Source organism: Pseudomonas sp. FG86, from assembly GCF_057808775.1.
Map to the genome: position 1 here is coordinate 26923 of NZ_JBMDIS010000010.1, position 18568 is coordinate 45490.

Here is an 18568-nt window from a genome sequence, read left to right on the forward strand (position 1 = left end):
TCACATTCATAAGGCGTGCTTCTGTTGGCCGGCCCAGGGCGCCAGCATAAAGCTGAACGCCAGGCCCAGGCTGACCGACAGACCGAAATTACTCACTGCCGGCGTGCTCGACACCGCCAGCAGGCCGAACGACAACCAGGTTGTCAGTGCCGCCAGCAGTGTTCCTAAAAGGCTGACCGCGGGCCCGCCGATCTGTTCACGCATCAGGATCGCGTAGTCGACACTGATGGCCGTGACCAGCAGCAGGCCGAACAGGCTGAACAGCGTCAGTGGCTGGCCCAGCCAACCCAGGCTGGCCAGGCTGCACAGCGCCGCCAGCAACGGCAGGGCAACGATACGCAATGCACCGCCCAAGCCGAACGGCAGGACCAGCAGTAGCACGATCAGCCCGCACGACATCAACTTCAATTCAGCCGCGCTGATCTGGGTCGCGGCGAAAACGCGATTCAAGTCACCCAGGCGATCGACCAGTTGCACGCCGGGCAAATCCACGGCCTGCACCTGCAGCAGTGCCGGGTTGTTCAAGCCTTGCAGGCTGACCATGGCCGCCACGCCGCCGTCCACCGGGCCCAGCCACAGCGTGCGCCAGGGTTCTGCCAGGGGGCCGACCAGCGCAGCGTCGATGTCTTCGGTGGGCAGCGCCTGCAACTGCGCGACTTCGGCTTGCAGCGCGCTGGCCGGCACACCGAGGTCCAGCAGCGGTTGCCAATGTTCCGGCAGTTTATTCAATGCCTCGCGCAGCCGTTGTTGCTCGGCCGGCAGGTTGACCAACTGGTTCAGCGCCAGGTAGCCCTGGAGCTTGTCCATATTCACCAACTGTTCCAGGCGCTGGCCCAGGGCGGCTTGGCGTTCCAGTAACTGCTGCTGATTGTCCGCGCGCACCAGGAAGAACTGGCTGGTGGGCTGGAACCCGGTAATACGCGCCACGGCCTGGGCCTCTTGCAGCAATTGCGGCGGTGCGCCGATCCACTGGCGAATATCGTTTTTGCTGTTCAACTGCCACAGGCCAGCGGCGCAGAACAGCAGTACCCACACCAGCAGCACCGCGCTCGGCACGCGCTTGACCAGCGAGGCGCGCATGCGCCACAGGCCCTCGGCGATGCGCAGCGGCCATTGCGCCGGGCGCAGTTCCACGCCCTTGAGTAACGCCGGCAACAGGCAGACGGCCGACAGATAGGCGCCGACCAGCCCCGCCGCGGAGAACACCGCGATTTGCGTCAAGGCCGGGAAGGGGGTCCAGGCCAGCGCCAGGTAACCGATGCAACTGGTGGCCAGGCTCAGGGTTAGCCCCGGCAGGGTCAGGCGTAATGCCGGCCAGCTGCGCCACGGCTGCATGCTCCAGCTTTTGGACAGGTAGTGCAGCGGGTAATCCACGGCCACGCCGATCAAGCTGGAGCCGAGTACCAGGGTCATCACGTGCATATGGCCAAACAGCGCCACACAGGCCACCGCGCCAAACAGCATGCCCACCAGCACCGGCACAAACGCCAGCAACACGCGCCAGCGGCGGAACGCAAGCAACAGCAGCAACAGGATGCCAACGGTCGCGCCGCCGCCGACCCAGGTGATTTCCCGGCTGGCCTGCTGCTGCCCGTTGGCGGCGTAGAGCAGGCCGCTGGCGGCGAGCAACTGCGCGCCTTGTTCACTGGCCTGCGTGCGGCTGGCCTGGAGCAAATCCGCCACTTGCAACGGCAGTTTCATATCGAAGGCATTGCCGGTGGTACGCGCGCGCAGCAGCACCCAACTCTTGCCGTCGGCCTCGGCGATCAGCGCACCGCTGCCGATATCCAGCTGCACCGCGCCTTGTTGCGGCTGGCTGTTCTGGATGCGCCCGGTGAGGCCCAGCCAGTCATCCTGGCTCGGCACCAGGCTGAACCCGGTGAAGGGGTCGAACAGTGATTGCACACGCTGCTGGATGAACGCGTCGGGATGGTCGATCAATTGCTCGCGGTCTTTGCCCGACAGCATCGCCAAGCGCCCGCGCAGCAATTGCTCACGCAGTGCCGGCAAGTCGGCTTGCAGGTTCCATTGCACCTTCTCGAACAACCCGCTGGCCTGCCAGCGCTCGCCCAATTGTTGGGCCACGGCCACCGCCTGCTGGCGATCGGCATGCCCGACCAACACCAGCATCTCGCGATTCAACGGCTCCTGCATGCGCTGTTCGGCTTGCTGCTCCAGGGCGTCCGGCGCGCCGCCCGGCACCAGTTCCATCAGGTTGGCCGACAGCGGTGCACCGTGGCGCCACTGCCAGCCGGCCAGGGCCAGCACGGCCACCAGCAGGATCAGGAACAGGCGCGGTAACTGGCGCTCACTGGGCAAAGTCGTGTTGCTCCGCGTCGCTCAAGGGTTGGCTCGCCGTGCTGTCTTGCATGCGCAATACGGTGCTGTCGCCCTGGGTTTCCAGCAGTTCGATGGTATGCACCAGCTCGCCGCCGTCGATATTGATCTGGGTGAACACTTGTTTGAGCAGCAGCGAACGCGGGATCAGCGTCAGCTTCCACTGCGTGGCCTCACCTTGCAGTTGCAGTTCGAAATCGCGTTGCAAACCGCTGCTGTCACCCTGCAGCACGGCGAGGAACAGACGGTTCTGCTCGGCCCCGGCGCTCTTGTTCGGCAGGGTTTGCCAGCCATTGGCGTCGCGGCGGGCAATGCCTTGTGGGCTGATGCGGTAGTCCTGCTGCAACGGGGTTTTCAGCAGCCAGAGCAGGCCGTGGTCCTTGGCCAGCACAAAGGTGCCTTTGCTGACCAACGGTTGCGGCAGTGCACGCAGGTGTTTTTCCTGGATGAAACTGCCGTGGATCACAGACGGTTTGGCCAGTTGATCGCTCAGTTGCTGCAAATCGAAAGCGTGAGCGCTGAAGCTCAGCAACAACCCGGTCAGGGTGGGAGCGAGCTTGCTCGCGAAAAAACGCAGGGCGCTGCGCAGTGTCAGGCGGGTCGCGTTATCGTTGACGTCCATCGGGGGCAAGCCCTCTCCCACAGGGGATCTCATTTCAAGGCTCTCTCTACGGCGTCGGTAAAGACTTTGGGCGAGGCCAGTTGCATTTCGCGAGTGGCAATTTCCACCGCCACTTGCACGGTGCTGGCTCGGGTCAAACGCTCGCCGCTGGCCAGATCGGTGATCAGGTAATTGACCTTCAAACGGTTCTCCCACTCCACCAGGCTGGCGCGCACGTTGATCGTCTGGCCGAACACCGCACCGCGCACATAGCGCAGTTGCATGTCGATCACCGGCCAGGCGTAGCCGGCTTCGAGCATCGCCGCGTAGTTATGGCCGATCTTGTCCAGCAACGCGCAGCGCGCCACTTCCAGGTACTTCACGTAATGCCCGTGCCACACCACGTTCATGGTGTCGACGTCGAAAAACGGCACGAGGATTTCGGTGTCGCTGTGCAGTACGCCAGGGCTACGCATGCAGCCCCCAGTGTTGCTCGGCGATGCGTTGCAGGCACAGGCGCAGTTCGCCTTCCAGGGCACGGTCTTCGATGACCGGCGGGAAGTCCTTGGCCAGTTCTTCGTGCATGGCGGCCAATGCCGGTGGCAGTGGGCGTGCATCCTCGGCCTGGGCGCGCAGCCACACACCCTGGTTGGCCGCGAGCAAGGTGGCGGCGGCCACCTGTTCGGTCAGCTCCAGCACGCGGATCGCGTCGCGGGCGGCAATGGTGCCCATGCTCACCTTGTCCTGGTTATGGCATTCGGTGGAGCGCGAGAACACGCTGGCCGGCATGGTATTTTTCAGCGCTTCGGCGGTCCAGGCGCTGGTACCGATCTGCACGGCCTTGAACCCGTGGTTGATCATCGCGCGGTCCGCCGGCGCGCCGGACAGGTTGCTCGGCAGGCCATGGTTGTAACGCACGTCCACCAGCAGCGCGAGTTGCCGGTCCAACAGATCAGCGACGTTGGCCACCAGGGTCTTGAGGCTGTCCATGGCGAACGCGATATGCCCGCCGTAGAAATGCCCGCCGTGCAGCACGCGCTCTTCTTCGGCGTCGATGATCGGGTTGTCGTTGGCGCTGTTGAGCTCAATCTCGATAAACGAACGCAGCCAGCTCAGGCTGTCGGCCAGCACGCCGAGCACATGGGGCGCGCAACGCAGTGAATAACGATCCTGCAAGCGGTGCAAAGGGGCTGTCGGCGCATCAATCGCCAGGTCCTTGCGCAGCCAGGCCGCAACTTGCATCTGCCCAGGGTGCGGCTTGGCGGCGAACAGGCGCTCGTCGAAGTGCTCCGGGTTGCCTTGCAGCGCCACCACGTTCAGCGCGGTAATGCGCGTGGCCAGTTGCAGCAGGTAATCGGCGCGGGCGAACGCCAGGCAGGCGAGGCCAGTCATCACCGCAGTGCCGTTCATCAGCGCCAGGGCTTCCTTGGGGCGTAGCACCAGCGGCTGCCAGCCCAATTCGCGGTGTACGTCGATGGCCTGGCGGCGTTCGCCACGGAACAGCACGTCACGTTCGCCGGACAGGGTTGCAGCCACATAGGACAGCGGCGTCAAATCACCGCTGGCCCCCACCGAGCCTTCTTCCGGGATCAGCGGCAGTACATCGTGTTCCAGGAATGCATGCAGGCGCTCGAGCAGCTCCACACGCACGCCGGACACGCCGTGGCACAGCGACTGCAAACGCGCCGCCAGCACGGCACGGGTGGCTTGTGCGTCGAGCAACTTGCCCAGGCCGCAACCGTGGAAGGTGTACAGGTGACGCGGCAGCGCTTCGACGTGCTGCAATGGCACCGCCACCACGCAGGAGTCACCGTAGCCGGTGGTCACGCCGTAGATCACGCCTTCCTTGTCGAGCAGCGAGTCGAGGAACTGCGCGCCTTTGGCGATGCGCTGGCGATAGGCGGCGTCATCCTGCAAGTGCGTGGGCACCTGACGGTTGGCCAGGGCCAATACGTCTTCAATGCGCAGAGGGCGTTCGCCAAAGGTTACCGGCTCAAGATGCGTCGTCATCGGTCTTCCAGAAGGGATAAAAGTTGAACCATTGTTGGGGCGCTTCCAGGCAGAACTGGCCCAGGCGTGCGGCGTAGCGCGCGGTCCACTGCGCGATGACCTGCTCGCGGGTGCTGCGCTTCCATTCGATCGATTGCGCGAAGGGCTCGATGGTCAGGCGATAGCGGCCCTGGTGTTTGAGGCACATCAGCAGGTTTACCGGGCATTTGAGCAGGCCCGCCAGCAGCCACGGGCCCTGGGGGAAGGCGGCGTCATGGCCGAGGAAGTCCACGCGCACCGTGCGCCCGCCATGCAGCGGTACGCGGTCGCCGGCAATTGCCAGCCATTCGCCTTCGTCCAGGCGCTGGCTGAGCAGCAGCATGGTGGCCGGGTCCAGCTCGCTGACCTGGATCAGGCGTAAATGGGTCGCGCCGGCTTCGCCCAGCAGGCGGTTGAAACGCTCGGCATGCTTGGTGTGCACCAGCACGTTCATGGTGACGCGTTCGCCGATTTCCGCCAGCGCACGGCACACTTCGAGGTTGCCCAGGTGCGCACCCACCAGCATCTGTCCGCGTTCGCCACGCAGTTGCCCGCGCAATTGCGCCGGGTCGTTGATCTCGATCTGTTCCAGGCGCAGCTTGCCGTTCCAGACGTCGAGCTTGTCGAGCAAGGCGTCGGCAAAGGCCATGAACTGGCCGAAGACTTTGCGCTGGCTCGGACGCAGCTCATCCCGACCGCTCCACTCAGCCAGGCGCTGCTGGTACTGCCAGGCGCTCTGGCGCGCCGTGCGGCCGAACAGGAAGAAGTACAACACGATGCCGTACAACAGCGGGCTCAGCAGGCGTCGGCCAAGCACCTTGGCGGCGACGGCGGTGAATTTCATCAGCCAGTAGCTGCCGCGCTCCTCGCGATCGGCCCAGTGTTTGCTGCTGTCGCTCATGCCTGCCACCGTCGCCACAGGATCATCGGCGCGCGCACCAGCATGCCGAAGAACAACCGGGTGTGCATGGCCGAAATGCGCACGTTGTCACGGAACAGGCGGAAGTGTGACAGCCCGTCGGCGGGGTAATGCACCTGGGTCGGCAGCCAGCGCATCGGCTGGTTGCGCCAGGCCAGGCGCACCAGGATGTCGGAGTCGAAATCCATGTGTGTGCCGATGTAGGCCGAGTCCATCAGGGCCAGCGTGGGCGCCAGCGGGTATACGCGAAAGCCGCACATCGAGTCGCGAATCTGTAGCGACAGGGTATTGATCCATACCCACACATGGGTCAGGTAGCGCGCATACAAACGAGCCTTGGGCACGCTGTCATCGTATTCGGGGTAGCCACAGATCACGGCCGTGGGGTGCCGGCGTGAGGTGTCGATAAAGCTTTCGACTTCGCGCAGGTCATGTTGGCCGTCGGCGTCCACTTGCAGGGCGTGGGTGAAGCCCAGGCGCGCGGCTTCGCGAAAACCGGCCATGACCGCACTGCCTTTGCCCTGGTTGTTGGGCAGGGTCAGCAGGGTGACGTTATCGAGGTTCGCCAGTTGCGCCAATACCGCCGCGCACGCCGGGTTGCTGCCATCGTCCACCAGCAGACAGGGCAGGCCGCTGTTCAGCAGGCTATGGACCACGGCCGGCACGGCGGCTTCGTGGTTGTAGACCGGGATCAGGGCGCAGGGGTTATGCATGGTGTCCCTCATTGATAGGAAAACACCCTGTGGCGCGCGGGCGCGCCCCCCCCCCCCCCCCCCACAGGAAGCCGATTTGCCACAAAAGCTTATGCATGGGCGGCTTCCAATTGGATCCGGCCGCTGGAGCAGGTGGCGACGCCGTTGCGGTAGGCGAAATACAGCTTGCCGCGTTCCTGGTCGAAGCGCAGGTGCAGTTCGATACAGTCGCCCGGACGCACCAGTTGCTGGAACTTGAGCACTTCCATGCCGGCGAAGGTCGGCGGCAGGTCCAGGCACTGCTGGCCGAGGTTGAATGCCCACTCCACTTGCACCACGCCCGGCAGCACCGGGGTGACCGGGAAGTGGCCGCTGAAATAGGCCAGGTCCGGCGGGACGCTCAGTTGCAAGGTCCATTCGCCATCGACTTCGACGTGTTCCAGCACCTCCGGCGCTTTTGGCCGGGGGGCCAGCAGCAGTGCTTCGACATCCGCCTGGGGCAGCTTGCCTTGGCTGTTCAGTGGCAACTGGCGCAGCAAGCGCCAGCGCCGAGGCAGGGCCAGGGCTTCGCAGTGTTGGCTCAGGTGCTGGCGCAGGGTTTGGGTCACGGTGCGTCGGCCCTGGTTGCGCAGGGCATGCAGGCCCTCGGCGCTCAACACCACCAGCGCGCCGAGTGACGCACGGTTTTCCTGGACCACGCCCAGGCGGGTTTCGGTGACCCACGGGTGGGCCATCAGCGCGTGTTCAAGCATGGGCAGGGAGATGCGTTTTTCTTCCAGCTTGACGATGCGGTCCAGGCGGCCGAGCAGTTCGAAGCGGCCATCGGCGTGGATGCGGGCGGCGTCGGCGGTCTGCTCGATATGCCCGGCGGGCAAGTACGGCGAGGCGATGCGCAGGGCGCCGTCGCCGTCCTGGCTCAGCTCGACACCGGCAAACGGCTGCCACGGCTGTGCGCCTTGGCGCCAGGCAATACCACCGGTTTCCGAGCTGCCGAGGATTTCTGTCGGCCATTGCTGCAGGCGATCGTAAAGGCTGCCGGCGGCCTCGATGGGCAGCGCGCCACCGGAAGAGAACACCCGCGACACTTGCCTCAGCGCCGTCCAGTCGAGGTTATCGCCCATGCGCTTGAGCAGCGCCGGGCTGGCGACCCAGGCAAAATGCGCGTGTTCGCGGCTGGCGCGCTGTAAATCCTCGGGGAAGGCCAGTTGGTGGCGCACAAAGGGACGGCCGGCGCACAACGGCCATAGCACCCGGAACAGCAAACCGTAGATATGTTGGGTGGCGACGCTGCCGATGATGCACGCGTCTTCAAGGTCTGGACCCCATAGGGCTTCCAGGGCCTCAACTTCGTTGGCCAGCTGGCGCAGGGTCTTGTCGATGCGCTTGGGTTCGCCGCTGGAACCGGAGGTACACAGGCTCAGTTGGCAAGTGTCCAGATCCAGTGTCGCCGGGTCCAGCGGCGCTTGGTCGAGCGCGTCGAGGTCATCGGCGGCGATCAACCAGGCGTCGACGGCATCGGCCCAGCGTAGGCGGGTTTGCGGTTGCAGGTCGGCGGGCAGCAGCACGCTGGCCCCGGCGCGCCAGGCAGCCAGCAAGGCGACGGCCAATAGGCCGGCATCTTCCAGATGGACAGCCACGCGCTTGATGCCATGTGCCTGCAAACCTGCCGCCAGGCGCAGGGATTGTTCCCACAGCTGGGCGTGATTCATCGCAGGTTCGGTGGTGACCAAACGCTGTTGCAGCGGCTCAAGCAGCAACTGCTCAAGTTTCAACCCATTCATACGCGGCCTCGAACCCTTTGTCGTACCAGCCATTCCACGGCAAACAACAGCCCCATCAGCCCGTAGGCGATCAGGCCGTTGTACAACGTCCACCAGCTCAGCGGCGCCCACAGGGTGAGGGCGGCGGCGAGCAGGCCATTACATAGAAAAAACACACTCCACACCACGGTGACCTGGCGCGTATACACGACGGCGTGGGTTGGCAGCTGAGGGTCGCTCATGCGGGCCAGGCGCTCGACCATCGGCGGGCCGTATTTCAGGCTCAGGCCGAACAGCGTGAGCATGAATGCACTGACCAGGCTCGGGTACCAGCGCAACAGGCGAGGGTTGTCGAACCAGGCCAGCAGCAGGCAAAACACGATGACCGCCACGGCCATCCAGCGGCTACCGGGGCGCCGTGCAGCGGTCAGCGCGCGCAACAGCCACAGGCTGCCCAGCAGCAAGCCAAATTGCCACGGCGCAAAGTGCTCGGTGCCGTAATACACGGCAAAAGGGTACAGCAGCCCCGCCAACAACAGGCCAAGGCTAATCAACCGGCTCATGCGGCCGGCTGGACCAGACGGTACACCGCCTCAACCACATCGTTCACGGTGCGTACTGCCTTGAATTCCTCAGCGGCGATCTTCTTGCCGGTCTGGCGCTTGATATGGTCGATCAGGTCCACGGCGTCGATGCTGTCGATTTCCAGGTCCTGGTACAGGTTGGCGTCGAGGGTGACGCGTTCCGGGGGCAGTTCAAACAGTTCCACCAAGGCATCGCGCAGGGTGTTGAAAATATCGTCACGAGTTTGCATGGTCCGGTCTCAAGCTGCCTGTCTGGCCGTGACGAACGCCGCAAGGCTGGCCACGTTGGTGAAGTGATTGCGGGTGTCCTTGGCGTCGGCATCGATTTTTATGCCGTACTTTTTCTGGATCGCCAGGCCCAATTCCAGGGCGTCTACCGAATCCAGGCCGAGGCCTTCGCCGAACAGGGTTTGATCGTTTCCGATGTCGTCGGCGCTGATGTCTTCCAGGCCCAGGGCCTCGATGATCAGCACCTTTATGTCGTGCTCAAGGCTGTGTTGGTCGCTCATCTTCGGCGAGCTCCTTAATAAAATAGTGATGCAGGTAATCGTTGAGCTTGCGTGAAGCCTGGGGCGCGGGCCCGAGTGCGGCAAACGCCTGTGGTTCTATATCGGCCCCTACCCGCAAACTGAAGTGCACGCGGCGTTTTGGGATGCGATACCAGGGTTCGGCCTTGGTCAGGGTGGTGGGGCTGACCTTGATCACCACGGGGGTGATGATTGTCGCACCGCGCAGCGCAATGGCGGCGGCGCCGCGATGAAAGGCAGGCGCCGAGCCAGGGGTGGTGCGGGTGCCTTCGGGAAAAATGATCAGGGTCTGGCCGCCGCGCAGGGCATCGGCAGCGGCATCGAGCATTTCGCTGCTGCCGTCGTTGCTGATATAGCCCGCATCGCGCACCGGCCCACGGGTGAAGGGGTTCTGCCACAGGCTTTGCTTGACCACGCAGTTGGCCTGGCGCACCAGGCCGATCAAAAACACCACGTCGATCAGCGATGGGTGGTTGGCGATGATCATCTGGCCTGGGCGCCCGAGGTTTTCCGCACCTTCGACGCTGTAGGTCAGCACGCCGGCGCGCTGCATCACTCGGATAAAGAACCAGAACAGCTTGCTGATGGTATGGCGGGCGCGGCGTTGGTGTTTTTCGGCGCTTCCCGGCAGGCACGCGAGCAACGGGAACACCAGTAAACGCAGGCACAGGCCGCCCACTCCGAACAGCGCGAAGCTGGCGGCGGTGGCGAGCAGGCGCCAGTAGTAGGCGTCCCGTGGTTTGTCGGTCAGGGCTTGCGTTGCCAGTTCCATACGCGGTTCTTCCAGGCATGTTGGCAGGCGACCTGTTCAGTGAGCAGGGTGCGCAGCAGGTTCAGGGCATGGGGCCACTGGGTTTGAGTGGGTTGGACAGTGCCGCGGGTAAGTTCCAGTTGCCACTCGTCGCCTGGGGTCAGCAGCAGGCCGAGGGCATAGGGGAACGGCACGTCCGCGATCCAGTCGGCATAGGCTTCAGGCGGCTGTTCTTCGGTAATCACCAGCAACACGGCCGGGGCGCCTTCATTGAGCAGGGCGGCGGCTTCGAGCAGGCCGTGTTCCAGGCCGTCGCCAGCGGCAGCAAGGGCCGTCATCTCGCTGGTTTCATTGCGTAGGATCGACCACAGGCCAATCACTGCGTTATGTACCGACAGGCTGAACTGGGTCGGCGACAGCGGCTGGTCATTGGCCAGGTCGCTGAGGATGTCGAGGGTGCGCGGGGTTTCGCCGTGACGCGAAATAAACACCAGGGGCAGGTCTTGCCGGCCCTCGGCCAGCGGCCAACCCACGCTGAACGCCATGCGTGCCAGGCGGCTGAGGCGGCGGCGCTGCATGGCGGGCAAGAACGATACGTCGGGGCTGGCTTCGCTGGCGGGCAGCAACACCGGGGCCCGGCACCAGGCGTACCAGTCGTCCGCGCTGTCCAGGCCAGGAGCCCAGGCACGCCATTGGGCGATGTTGAAGTTGATCACTGAGAAGTTATCCCGCCCCTGCGGGCTTCCATGTGCGGCCATTGGCCGAGTTTACCGGGACGGTGAGCAAGAGCCGAATGGCGCGCATTATCCGGGTGCTGTGGGGTTCTAGCAAACTTTGGTAAAGAATTGTTCACGGCTGATTACAAAATTTGCGGAGAGATTTACAGATTGTCCTTTACCGCAGGACGAATTGGATTGTCGGACCCTTCCTATTCGTTTGTACGCGATGAGCCATGGCTCGCGGTTAATGCAGCCGTGCATGGATGAACGAGGTAGCGAACAGGCGCTTTTGCCCTCTACACTCGGACATTCATTGATACACGGAGGTTTTTCCATGCGGCGCGTGGTGTTCAATCAGAAAGGCGGCGTTGGCAAGTCCAGTATCGCCTGCAACCTGGCGGCGGTCAGCGCCAGTGAAGGCTATCGAACCCTGTTGGTGGACCTCGATGCACAAGCCAACTCCACCCAGTACCTTACCGGGCTGACCGGCGACGATATCCCGATGGGCATTGCCGAATTCTTCAAGCAAACCCTGTCTTCCGGGCCTTTTTCCAAGAAAAACCGCGTGGATATCTACGAGACACCGTTCGACAACCTGCATGTGATCACGGCCACCGCAGAGTTGGCGGATTTGCAGCCCAAGCTCGAGGCCAAGCACAAGATCAACAAGCTGCGAAAGCTGCTGGATGAATTGAGCGAGGATTACGACCGGATTTACCTGGATACCCCGCCGGCATTGAATTTTTATGCGGTTTCGGCGCTGATTGCCGCTGATCGTGTATTGATCCCCTTCGATTGCGACAGTTTTTCGCGCCAGGCGTTGTATGGCCTGCTGGCGGAAATCGAAGAGTTGAAGGAGGACCACAACGAGGGGTTGGAAGTGGAAGGCATCGTAGTCAACCAGTTCCAGGCCCGGGCGAGCCTGCCGCAGCAGATGCTCGATGAGTTGATGGCCGAAGGCTTGCCGGTGTTGCCGGTGTACCTGGCCAGCTCAGTGCGCATGCGTGAGTCGCACCAGCAGAACAAGCCGCTGATCCACCTGTACCCACGGCATAAGCTCACTCTGCAATTCGTGGAGCTGCACAACCTGCTGGAAAATGCCTGACCTCAAGCGCTACCCGGACCCAATGTGGGAGCGGGCAAGCCCGAATGCCAGTCAGTTAAGCGTACATCGCCTTCTGTAGGAGCGAGGGGGACGCCTAGTTCTTGCTCGCGAAAAACTCACAGACGCCGCATTCACTCAGGAAACACGCGTTATCGTTGACGTTTTTCGCGAGCAAGCTCGCTCCTACAAAAAAACTTAACTGACTGGCATTCGGGTTACACCCCCTGGCTACGCAACCAACTCATCAACTGCGGCAACGGAAAGGCGCCGCTCTGGCGCGCCACTTCGCGGCCGTTCTTGAACAGAATCAAACTGGGGATCGAACGAATCCCCAACTGCGCCGACAGCTGCTGATTAGCCTCACTGTCCAGCTTGGCCAGCCGGCACTTGCCCGCCAGCTGCGCGGCCGCCTGTTCGAATACCGGCGCGAAGGATTTACACGGCCCACACCAATCGGCCCACACATCCACCAGCAACGGCAAATCGCCCTTGATCTGGCTGGCGTAGTCGCCTTGCTTCAGCTCGAAAGGCTTGCTCAGTAGAACCGGCTGCTTGCAGCGCCCACATTTGGGCGTATCCCCCAGGCGCTCTCCGGGGATGCGGTTGAGGCCGTTGCAATGGGGGCAGGGGATAACGAGAGGTTCGGACATGGTGGCGCTCCGTGGATGTGGCCAATGCTCCCTATCTGGAGTCAGGTAGCCGTTTTATCAAGCTCGAGGGCGACGACGCATGCGCTAACAGATTCGCAAATGTCGATTGGCGCATGCCTATCTAGGCTGGGAGTGCTTGTTCGAAACAGCACCATTGGTCCGTTCGGCGCCATAGCAAATTGCGATAGTCGCGGTTCGGGTTTAACCTCCATAGCAATATGCGATAGGGATGTTGCATGCGCGTAATCAGTGCGAAACAAATCCGCAATGCCAAAGTGAAGTGGCCTCATTCAGCCTGTGCTTTGGATGCGTGGTATCGGAAGGTCAAAGTCCTCAATCCAGAAGACTTCGCGGCGTTGAAATCGATTTTTCCGGCCGTGGATAAAGTGGGGGCGTTACACGTCTTCAACATAGGTGGTAACAAGCTGCGCCTCATTGCGATTGTGCGCTACCGAATGCAGCGGCTCTATATTCGACATGTGCTGGACCATCGGGAATACGACAAGGGTAATTGGAAGGAGTGAGTGGAAATGAGTGTGCTGATCGAGCAGGTGGCCGAGCATTGGCAATTCGTGTCGCCCCTGTTGCGCAAGCCCAAAACCGAGGCTGACTACGATGTGCTGGTGGAGGCGCTCGACGAATTGCTGGATATCGTAGGGGAAGACGAAGCTCACCCGTTGATGGGCGTGGTCGATATCATCGGTGACTGGGTCGAGGCTTATGACTTGGAGCATTGGCCAGTGCCAGAGGCCAGCGGTGTCGACGTATTGCGATCCCTGATGCAGGAGCATGGTTTGACGCAGAGTGATTTGCCAGGTGTTGGCGCTCAATCGGTTGTCTCGGAAATCCTCAGTGGAAAACGCCAGCTCAACGTTCGGCAGATTCGTTGGCTGGCGGATTATTTCAAGGTGCCGGTCGATATGTTCATCTAACCGCGAGCATGGCGCGTATCACGACGAACAGCTGATCTCCAGATGCTTGCCCCAATCCGGCGGCCGCTGCGCGTACTGTTCCATCCCCGCCTGTTCCTCGAACGGCTTGGAAAGCACCTCGTGCAAGCGCCGTACTTCGCTGTAATCGCCTGACTCGGCGGCGGTGATGGCGTTTTGTGCGAGGTAGTTGCGCAGGATGTACAGCGGGTTCACCGCGTGCATTCGCGCACGGCGCTGTTCTTCGGTGCCGTCCCCCTCCCGTTCGACACGGGCCTGGTACAGCTCGGCCCAGGCATCAAACCCGGCTCTATCGACGAAATCATCGCGCAACCGCGTCACGGCCAACGCTGCCGATTCATCCCCCAGCCGTCGGAAGAACAGCGTGTAGTCCACGCCGCTGTTCTGCATCAGCTTGAGCAAACGCTCCACCAGTTTCTGATCATCGTCTTCAGCAGTGGTCAGCCCCAAACGACGACGCATCAAATCCAGGTAGTGCGCCTGGTACAACGGCAGGTACAGGCCCAGGGCTTCCTTCAAGGCATCGACGCTGATAAACGGCGTCAGTGCCTGGGCCAGCGCGCTGAGGTTCCACTGGCCAATCGGCACCTGGTTGCTGAAGGAGTAGCGTCCTTCGTGATCGGAGTGGTTGCAGATGAAGTGCGCGTCGAAATCATCCAGAAACGCAAACGGCCCGAAGTCGAAGGTGATGCCGAGGATCGACATGTTGTCGGTGTTCATCACCCCATGGCAAAAACCATACGCCTGCCATTTGGCGATCAGTTCTGCATTGCGTTCGACGATTTCGCGGAACATCGCCAGATACGGTTCGGGCTGTTCGCGGCACTCGGGGTAGTGCAGGTTCAACACGTGTTCGGCCAGTTCAGCCTGCTGTTCGGGCTTCTTGGTGTAATAAAAATATTCGAAATGACCAAAACGGATATGGCTGCGGGCCAGGCGCAGGACCATGGCCCCGCGTTCCTGCTTCTCACGCCACACCGGGGTGCTGGAGCCGATCACGCACAGTGCGCGGCTGCTGGGAATGCCCAGCGCGTGCAGCGCTTCAGAGGCGAGAAACTCACGAATCGAAGAGCGCAGCACGGCGCGGCCGTCGCCCATGCGCGAGTAAGGCGTCTGCCCGGCGCCCTTGAGGTGCAGGTCCCAATGCTCGCCGGCGGCGTTGTACACCTCGCCCAGCAGCAACCCACGGCCATCGCCCAATTGTGGGTTGTAGGAGCCGAACTGGTGCCCGGAGTAGACCATCGCCCGCGGTTCCGCCTCGGCCCATAGCTTGTGCCCGCCAAACAGCTCGGCGAATACCGGGGTTTCGGCCACCGTCGGGTCGAGGTCGAGCAGGGCCATGGCGGCATCGCTCGCCACGACCAGGCGTGGTTCGTCGAGGGGTTCAGGCAATACGTGGGTCGAGAACGCGTCGCCCAGGCGTGCGAAGCGGTTGTCGAAGGTCAGTTCGTCGAGGGCTTTCACCGGCCATCTCCAGCAGAATGTCCGAGCATTCTGCTGGGGATAGGCGGTTTAGTCGAGCTTGGAGGGTGGCGGCTCGGGGGCATCCGCCACTTTGCCCGGTGGTGGCTCCGGGGTATCCGGGGATTCGACCGGACCGACGATGGTCCTGTTTTCGTCTTCTACCGGCACCAGCTTGTACTCCTGGCCGTGGAGGTTTTTCAGGTAGACCTCCATCTGCCGGAACGAGATGTTGATGTGGTGGTTCTTGAACTCGCGGTTGATAAAGCGGTTCACCTCGTCGATCACCGGGTTGCGGTCGCCCAGGTCGCGCACGTGCATGCGCAATTCGTGGTCGAGGGTGCTTTCACCGAAGTTGAGGAAGTAAACATGGGGTTCCGGTTCCTTCAGCACCCGTGGGTTTTCTCGCGCAGCCTTGAGCAGCAATTCCTTCACCAGGTCCAGGTCGGAGCCGTAGTCCACCCCCAGTTTGAGGGTGACTCGGGTGATGGTGTCGGTCAGCGACCAGTTGATCAATTGCCCGGTGATGAAGGTCTTGTTCGGGACAATGATGTCCTTGCGGTCGAAGTCGGTGATGGTGGTCGCGCGGATGCGGATCTTGCTCACGGTGCCCGACAGGTTGCCGATGGTGATGGTGTCGCCGATCCGTACCGGGCGTTCGAACAGGATCATGATGCCGGAGATAAAGTTGGCGAAGATCTCCTGCATGCCGAAGCCCAGGCCCACCGACAGCGCGGCGACCAGCCATTGCAACTTGTCCCAGCTCACACCGAGGGTGGACAGGGTCGAGACAAAGCCGACGCCGGCAATCACATACGACAGCAACGTGGTGGTGGCGTAGGCGCTGCCCTGGGCCAGGTCCAGCTTGGACAGCACCAGCACCTCCAGCAAGCCGGGCAGGTTGCGCGCCAGGGCGAAGGTGATGCCGATGATGATCAGCGCGCCGAGCAGGTCGCCGATGCTGATTGGCACCATGCTGATATTGGCGCCGGTGCCGCTGGTGTATTCGTAGAGGGTGACGTTGTCCAGGTAGGAGAACACCGAGATCAGGTCTGACCACACCCAGTACAGCGCCGCGATGAAGCCGCCGAGCAAGGCCAGGCGGATCAGGCGCATCGATTGTTCGTTGACCTGCTCGATGTCCAGGGTCGGTTCTTCGATCACCGCCTCGCCGTCGCCGGCTTCCTTGGCTGCTTGGCGCTTGGCCAGGGCGCGGGAGTAGGCCAGGCGCCGTGCGGCAACGCCCAGGCCGCGTACGAAGGTGGCTTCGATGACCAGCCAGAGCATCAGCAGGTACAGGGTATTGATCAACCGGTCACTGAGCTTGAGCGCGGTGTAGTAGTAGCCGAAGCACACGGCGATGAACAGGGCGATGGGCAGCGCGGTAAACACCAGGCCCATGGCTTTGCGAAACAGCGAGGCTTTTTCGTGGGTCGGGCTGTGTAACAGCAGGCGCCCCAGTAGCCAGGCCATCAGCGCATAGCACAACAGCACCACGCCAATGCCCAGCACGTCGTCGGCCAGCGCTGCCGGTTGATGTTCGGCAATCGCCACCACGGCCACCAGGGCCAGAACCACCAGCCCGAGCTTGCGCACCCAGCCTTGCAGGAATTCGACCTGGGGTTTTTCCCAGCGGAAGTGCAACTCCGCCACGCCGCCCGGCGCCAGGATGCGGTAGGCGGTGTAGAACACCAGCCACGCCTGGGCGATCTGCAACAGTGCCGCGCCGAGGTTGGCGTTTTGCCCACGGGCGTCGATCTGCAGTGCATAGCCGCACAGCGCCAGGCCCAGGGCCACCGGCATCGCCAGCAGGATGTTCACCAGGATCGCCTGTGGTGTGTGCCACTGGCTGTCGCGCTTGAAGTGGCCGATATCCAGGTGGACCTTTTTCAGGCGGGCGTACAGGGCGTTACGTCGCCACAGCAGGGCGCCGATCAACAGCAGGAGCGGCAGGAACAGCAGGGGGCGCTGGGTCAGGCCATCGTACAGTTCGCTGACGCTGGAGGCCCAAGGCAGGCTGGTGACTTGCTTGCTCAGGTGCGCCGGTACGGTTTCCAGCCATTCGGTGTCCAGCGGCTTGTTGCTGGGGATCCAGAACATCTGCTCGTCCAACGTCGCACGCAGGGTGGTGGCGGTGCTGAGCAGTTGTTTCTGGTTCAGTTGCAGGGTGATCGATTCGTTAAGCAGTGCGCTCAGTTCTCGGCTCAGGCGCTCCAGCAGGTCGCTGCGGGTGATCGCCAGTTCCAGCAGGGTGCGGCGCAGTTGCGGGGTGATATCGTCCGGCGGCTGGTTGGCCAGCAGGTTGTCTACGTAGGTGCTGGGGGAACTGATCAGCTCGCGCTGCTGGTTGACCTCGAACTGATACAGGCGAATGTTGGCGATATCGTCCGCCAGGTCGCGGTCTACCGTGAGGCGTGGCAGTGCCTGTTTTTGCTTGTAGAGGATCTTGGAGAGCAGCAGGCTGCCCTTGAGGACGTTGATCTGTTCATCCAGCGCCGAGTCGCTCTGGGTCACGGTGTCCAGTTGCTGCTTGGTCTGCAGGTTTTTCTGGGTCAGGTCGTTGAGGCGGTCGGTGCTTTTGAGCAGGTAATCGGACAGCTTCAGGTTGGCCGCGCTTTCCGTGGCCAGCAGGCTGCTGCCACCGGCTTTCTGCGCTTCGATCGATTGTTGGGTAACGGTCTGTTGGGACTGGGCCAGGCGTTTCTGGTTGATCAGGGTTTGCAGGTCCTGGATCTCTTGTTCCAGGCGCGCGGTCTTTTCGACTACCAGGTCGTGCTGGCTGTTGCCCAGGTCTTGCAGTTGGCTGTTGCCGGCCAGTTCCTGGCGGCGCAGGGGGATCAACGCGTTCAGGGCGGCGAGTTCGGCGTTCAACTGGTTGCGCTGGTCGCTGCTGAGGGTCTTGCCATTGTCCTTGCCGGCCTTGAGGGTCGAATTGATCTGCTGGATGCGCGTCTGGCTGTTGCTGATTTCGGTCTGGGCGCGCTCGGGGCGGGTCTGGGCGGCAATGGTCAGGCTGTTGGCTTCGGCCAGGTCTTTTTGCAGGTCGCCTTGCTGGGTGGTGCGCTGCACCAGCAATTGCTCCAGTTGCGGCACCGGCAGCGAGGCGTAGCGCTGGGCTACCGGAATGACCTTGGTGGCCTTGAGCCGGGTCAGTTCGCGCTGGTTCTCGCTGGTCTGGCGCGGCGCGTCTTCCAGTTGGCGCTTGAGGTCCGCCAGGCGCTGTTCGTAATCCTGTTTGTTACCCAGGTAGGTCAGGGTCTGTTGCAGGATCGACTGCAGCGCCTTCATGTCGGCGTCGGGCAGCTTGCGATCAGGCAGCTTGTCCAGGGTTTGCTGGATGGCGTCGGCGCTGGGTGGGTCGGCGGCATATACGCTGCCGACACAAAGAGTCAGGCCCAGCAGGGCAGTGGCGAGAAAAGTGCGCAGGGTTAGCATAGAGACCGGTCGAGCAAGGTGAAGAATCAGGGGCGTTGTCGCCCCGCAG

General features: G+C 62.5%; 18 protein-coding genes. 3 read left to right on the forward strand and 15 right to left on the reverse strand.

Annotation, left to right across the window (positions count from 1 at the left end; translation table 11 throughout):
• Positions 1-6: 6 nt before the first annotated feature.
• The 12 genes from ACODSV_RS09375 to ACODSV_RS09430 all read right to left on the reverse strand — a co-directional run bounded on the left by ACODSV_RS09375 (position 7) and on the right by ACODSV_RS09430 (position 10915).
• Complete coding sequence (locus ACODSV_RS09375) at positions 7-2319, reverse strand: MMPL family transporter (RefSeq protein WP_024072994.1); 2313 nt, start codon at positions 2317-2319, stop codon at positions 7-9.
• Positions 2309-2992 carry an outer membrane lipoprotein carrier protein LolA gene (locus tag ACODSV_RS09380; protein WP_411741571.1) on the reverse strand — a complete coding sequence of 228 codons (684 nt, stop codon included), beginning with the start codon at positions 2990-2992 and terminating at the stop codon, positions 2309-2311. Before ACODSV_RS09380 ends, ACODSV_RS09375 begins: the two co-directional genes overlap by 11 nt.
• A complete protein-coding gene (locus tag ACODSV_RS09385) occupies positions 2989-3414 on the reverse strand; it encodes an acyl-CoA thioesterase (RefSeq protein WP_024072996.1) in 426 nt (141 codons plus the stop codon). Before ACODSV_RS09385 ends, ACODSV_RS09380 begins: the two co-directional genes overlap by 4 nt.
• The gene (locus tag ACODSV_RS09390; RefSeq protein WP_150054008.1) at positions 3407-4948 is read right to left on the reverse strand and encodes an HAL/PAL/TAL family ammonia-lyase; all 1542 of its coding nucleotides are present in this window, start codon (positions 4946-4948) and stop codon (positions 3407-3409) included. Before ACODSV_RS09390 ends, ACODSV_RS09385 begins: the two co-directional genes overlap by 8 nt.
• Positions 4932-5867, reverse strand: coding sequence for a lysophospholipid acyltransferase family protein (locus tag ACODSV_RS09395; RefSeq protein WP_069075109.1), 936 nt, complete (start codon positions 5865-5867; stop codon positions 4932-4934). The genes ACODSV_RS09390 and ACODSV_RS09395 overlap by 17 nt, the downstream gene beginning before the upstream one ends.
• Positions 5864-6598 carry a glycosyltransferase family 2 protein gene (locus ACODSV_RS09400; RefSeq protein WP_150054009.1) on the reverse strand — a complete coding sequence of 245 codons (735 nt, stop codon included), beginning with the start codon at positions 6596-6598 and terminating at the stop codon, positions 5864-5866. Before ACODSV_RS09400 ends, ACODSV_RS09395 begins: the two co-directional genes overlap by 4 nt.
• Positions 6599-6687: 89 nt before the next feature.
• Positions 6688-8358, reverse strand: a complete 1671-nt coding sequence (locus ACODSV_RS09405; protein WP_150054010.1) for an ApeI family dehydratase — start codon at positions 8356-8358, stop codon at positions 6688-6690.
• The gene (locus ACODSV_RS09410) at positions 8355-8900 is read right to left on the reverse strand and encodes a COG4648 family protein (protein WP_024073001.1); all 546 of its coding nucleotides are present in this window, start codon (positions 8898-8900) and stop codon (positions 8355-8357) included. The genes ACODSV_RS09405 and ACODSV_RS09410 overlap by 4 nt, the downstream gene beginning before the upstream one ends.
• A complete protein-coding gene (locus tag ACODSV_RS09415; RefSeq protein ID WP_003187949.1) occupies positions 8897-9151 on the reverse strand; it encodes an acyl carrier protein in 255 nt (84 codons plus the stop codon). Before ACODSV_RS09415 ends, ACODSV_RS09410 begins: the two co-directional genes overlap by 4 nt.
• A 9-nt stretch (positions 9152-9160) precedes the next feature.
• The gene (locus ACODSV_RS09420) at positions 9161-9430 is read right to left on the reverse strand and encodes a phosphopantetheine-binding protein (RefSeq protein ID WP_024073002.1); all 270 of its coding nucleotides are present in this window, start codon (positions 9428-9430) and stop codon (positions 9161-9163) included.
• Positions 9408-10220, reverse strand: a complete 813-nt coding sequence (locus tag ACODSV_RS09425) for a lysophospholipid acyltransferase family protein (protein ID WP_150054011.1) — start codon at positions 10218-10220, stop codon at positions 9408-9410. The genes ACODSV_RS09420 and ACODSV_RS09425 overlap by 23 nt, the downstream gene beginning before the upstream one ends.
• Complete coding sequence (locus ACODSV_RS09430; RefSeq protein ID WP_024073004.1) at positions 10196-10915, reverse strand: beta-ketoacyl synthase chain length factor; 720 nt, start codon at positions 10913-10915, stop codon at positions 10196-10198. Before ACODSV_RS09430 ends, ACODSV_RS09425 begins: the two co-directional genes overlap by 25 nt.
• 337 nt (positions 10916-11252) lie before the next feature.
• Between ACODSV_RS09430 and ACODSV_RS09435 the strand changes: the two genes are divergently transcribed.
• Entirely contained in the window at positions 11253-12023 is a 771-nt protein-coding gene (locus ACODSV_RS09435; protein WP_489045142.1) for a ParA family protein, read from the forward strand.
• Positions 12024-12238: 215 nt separating this feature from the next.
• On the opposite strand, the gene trxC is transcribed toward ACODSV_RS09435, so the two are convergent.
• Entirely contained in the window at positions 12239-12673 is a 435-nt protein-coding gene (gene trxC / locus ACODSV_RS09440; protein ID WP_024073006.1) for a thioredoxin TrxC, read from the reverse strand.
• Between the two features lie 236 nt (positions 12674-12909).
• Here trxC and ACODSV_RS09445 point away from each other — a divergent pair, with 236 nt between their 5' ends.
• Positions 12910-13197, forward strand: a complete 288-nt coding sequence (locus tag ACODSV_RS09445) for a type II toxin-antitoxin system HigB family toxin (protein ID WP_024073007.1) — start codon at positions 12910-12912, stop codon at positions 13195-13197.
• Positions 13198-13203: 6 nt separating this feature from the next.
• Positions 13204-13605, forward strand: coding sequence for a helix-turn-helix domain-containing protein (locus tag ACODSV_RS09450; protein WP_024073008.1), 402 nt, complete (start codon positions 13204-13206; stop codon positions 13603-13605).
• An 18-nt stretch (positions 13606-13623) separates the two neighbouring features.
• Here the strand turns inward: ACODSV_RS09450 and selO are convergent, their stop codons facing one another.
• Entirely contained in the window at positions 13624-15087 is a 1464-nt protein-coding gene (gene selO, locus ACODSV_RS09455) for a protein adenylyltransferase SelO (protein WP_150054340.1), read from the reverse strand.
• A gap of 48 nt (positions 15088-15135) precedes the next feature.
• Positions 15136-18519 carry a mechanosensitive channel MscK gene (gene mscK, locus ACODSV_RS09460; RefSeq protein WP_024073010.1) on the reverse strand — a complete coding sequence of 1128 codons (3384 nt, stop codon included), beginning with the start codon at positions 18517-18519 and terminating at the stop codon, positions 15136-15138.
• Positions 18520-18568: the final 49 nt, after the last annotated feature.

Excerpts from the sequence above, each read along its gene's own strand:
- ACODSV_RS09390 (WP_150054008.1), bottom strand. The coding sequence starts at position 4,948 with ATGACGACGCATCTTGAGCCGGTAACCTTTGGCGAACGCCCTCTGCGC.
- ACODSV_RS09420 (WP_024073002.1), bottom strand. The coding sequence starts at position 9,430 with ATGAGCGACCAACACAGCCTTGAGCACGACATAAAGGTGCTGATCATC.
- ACODSV_RS09410 (WP_024073001.1), bottom strand. The coding sequence starts at position 8,900 with ATGAGCCGGTTGATTAGCCTTGGCCTGTTGTTGGCGGGGCTGCTGTAC.
- ACODSV_RS09380 (WP_411741571.1), bottom strand. The coding sequence starts at position 2,992 with ATGAGATCCCCTGTGGGAGAGGGCTTGCCCCCGATGGACGTCAACGAT.
- ACODSV_RS09445 (WP_024073007.1), top strand. The coding sequence starts at position 12,910 with ATGCGCGTAATCAGTGCGAAACAAATCCGCAATGCCAAAGTGAAGTGG.
- ACODSV_RS09415 (WP_003187949.1), bottom strand. The coding sequence starts at position 9,151 with ATGCAAACTCGTGACGATATTTTCAACACCCTGCGCGATGCCTTGGTG.
- trxC (WP_024073006.1), bottom strand. The coding sequence starts at position 12,673 with ATGTCCGAACCTCTCGTTATCCCCTGCCCCCATTGCAACGGCCTCAAC.
- ACODSV_RS09450 (WP_024073008.1), top strand. The coding sequence starts at position 13,204 with ATGAGTGTGCTGATCGAGCAGGTGGCCGAGCATTGGCAATTCGTGTCG.
- ACODSV_RS09405 (WP_150054010.1), bottom strand. The coding sequence starts at position 8,358 with ATGAATGGGTTGAAACTTGAGCAGTTGCTGCTTGAGCCGCTGCAACAG.
- ACODSV_RS09425 (WP_150054011.1), bottom strand. The coding sequence starts at position 10,220 with ATGGAACTGGCAACGCAAGCCCTGACCGACAAACCACGGGACGCCTAC.
- ACODSV_RS09385 (WP_024072996.1), bottom strand. The coding sequence starts at position 3,414 with ATGCGTAGCCCTGGCGTACTGCACAGCGACACCGAAATCCTCGTGCCG.
- ACODSV_RS09435 (WP_489045142.1), top strand. The coding sequence starts at position 11,253 with ATGCGGCGCGTGGTGTTCAATCAGAAAGGCGGCGTTGGCAAGTCCAGT.
- ACODSV_RS09400 (WP_150054009.1), bottom strand. The coding sequence starts at position 6,598 with ATGCATAACCCCTGCGCCCTGATCCCGGTCTACAACCACGAAGCCGCC.
- ACODSV_RS09395 (WP_069075109.1), bottom strand. The coding sequence starts at position 5,867 with ATGAGCGACAGCAGCAAACACTGGGCCGATCGCGAGGAGCGCGGCAGC.
- mscK (WP_024073010.1), bottom strand. The coding sequence starts at position 18,519 with ATGCTAACCCTGCGCACTTTTCTCGCCACTGCCCTGCTGGGCCTGACT.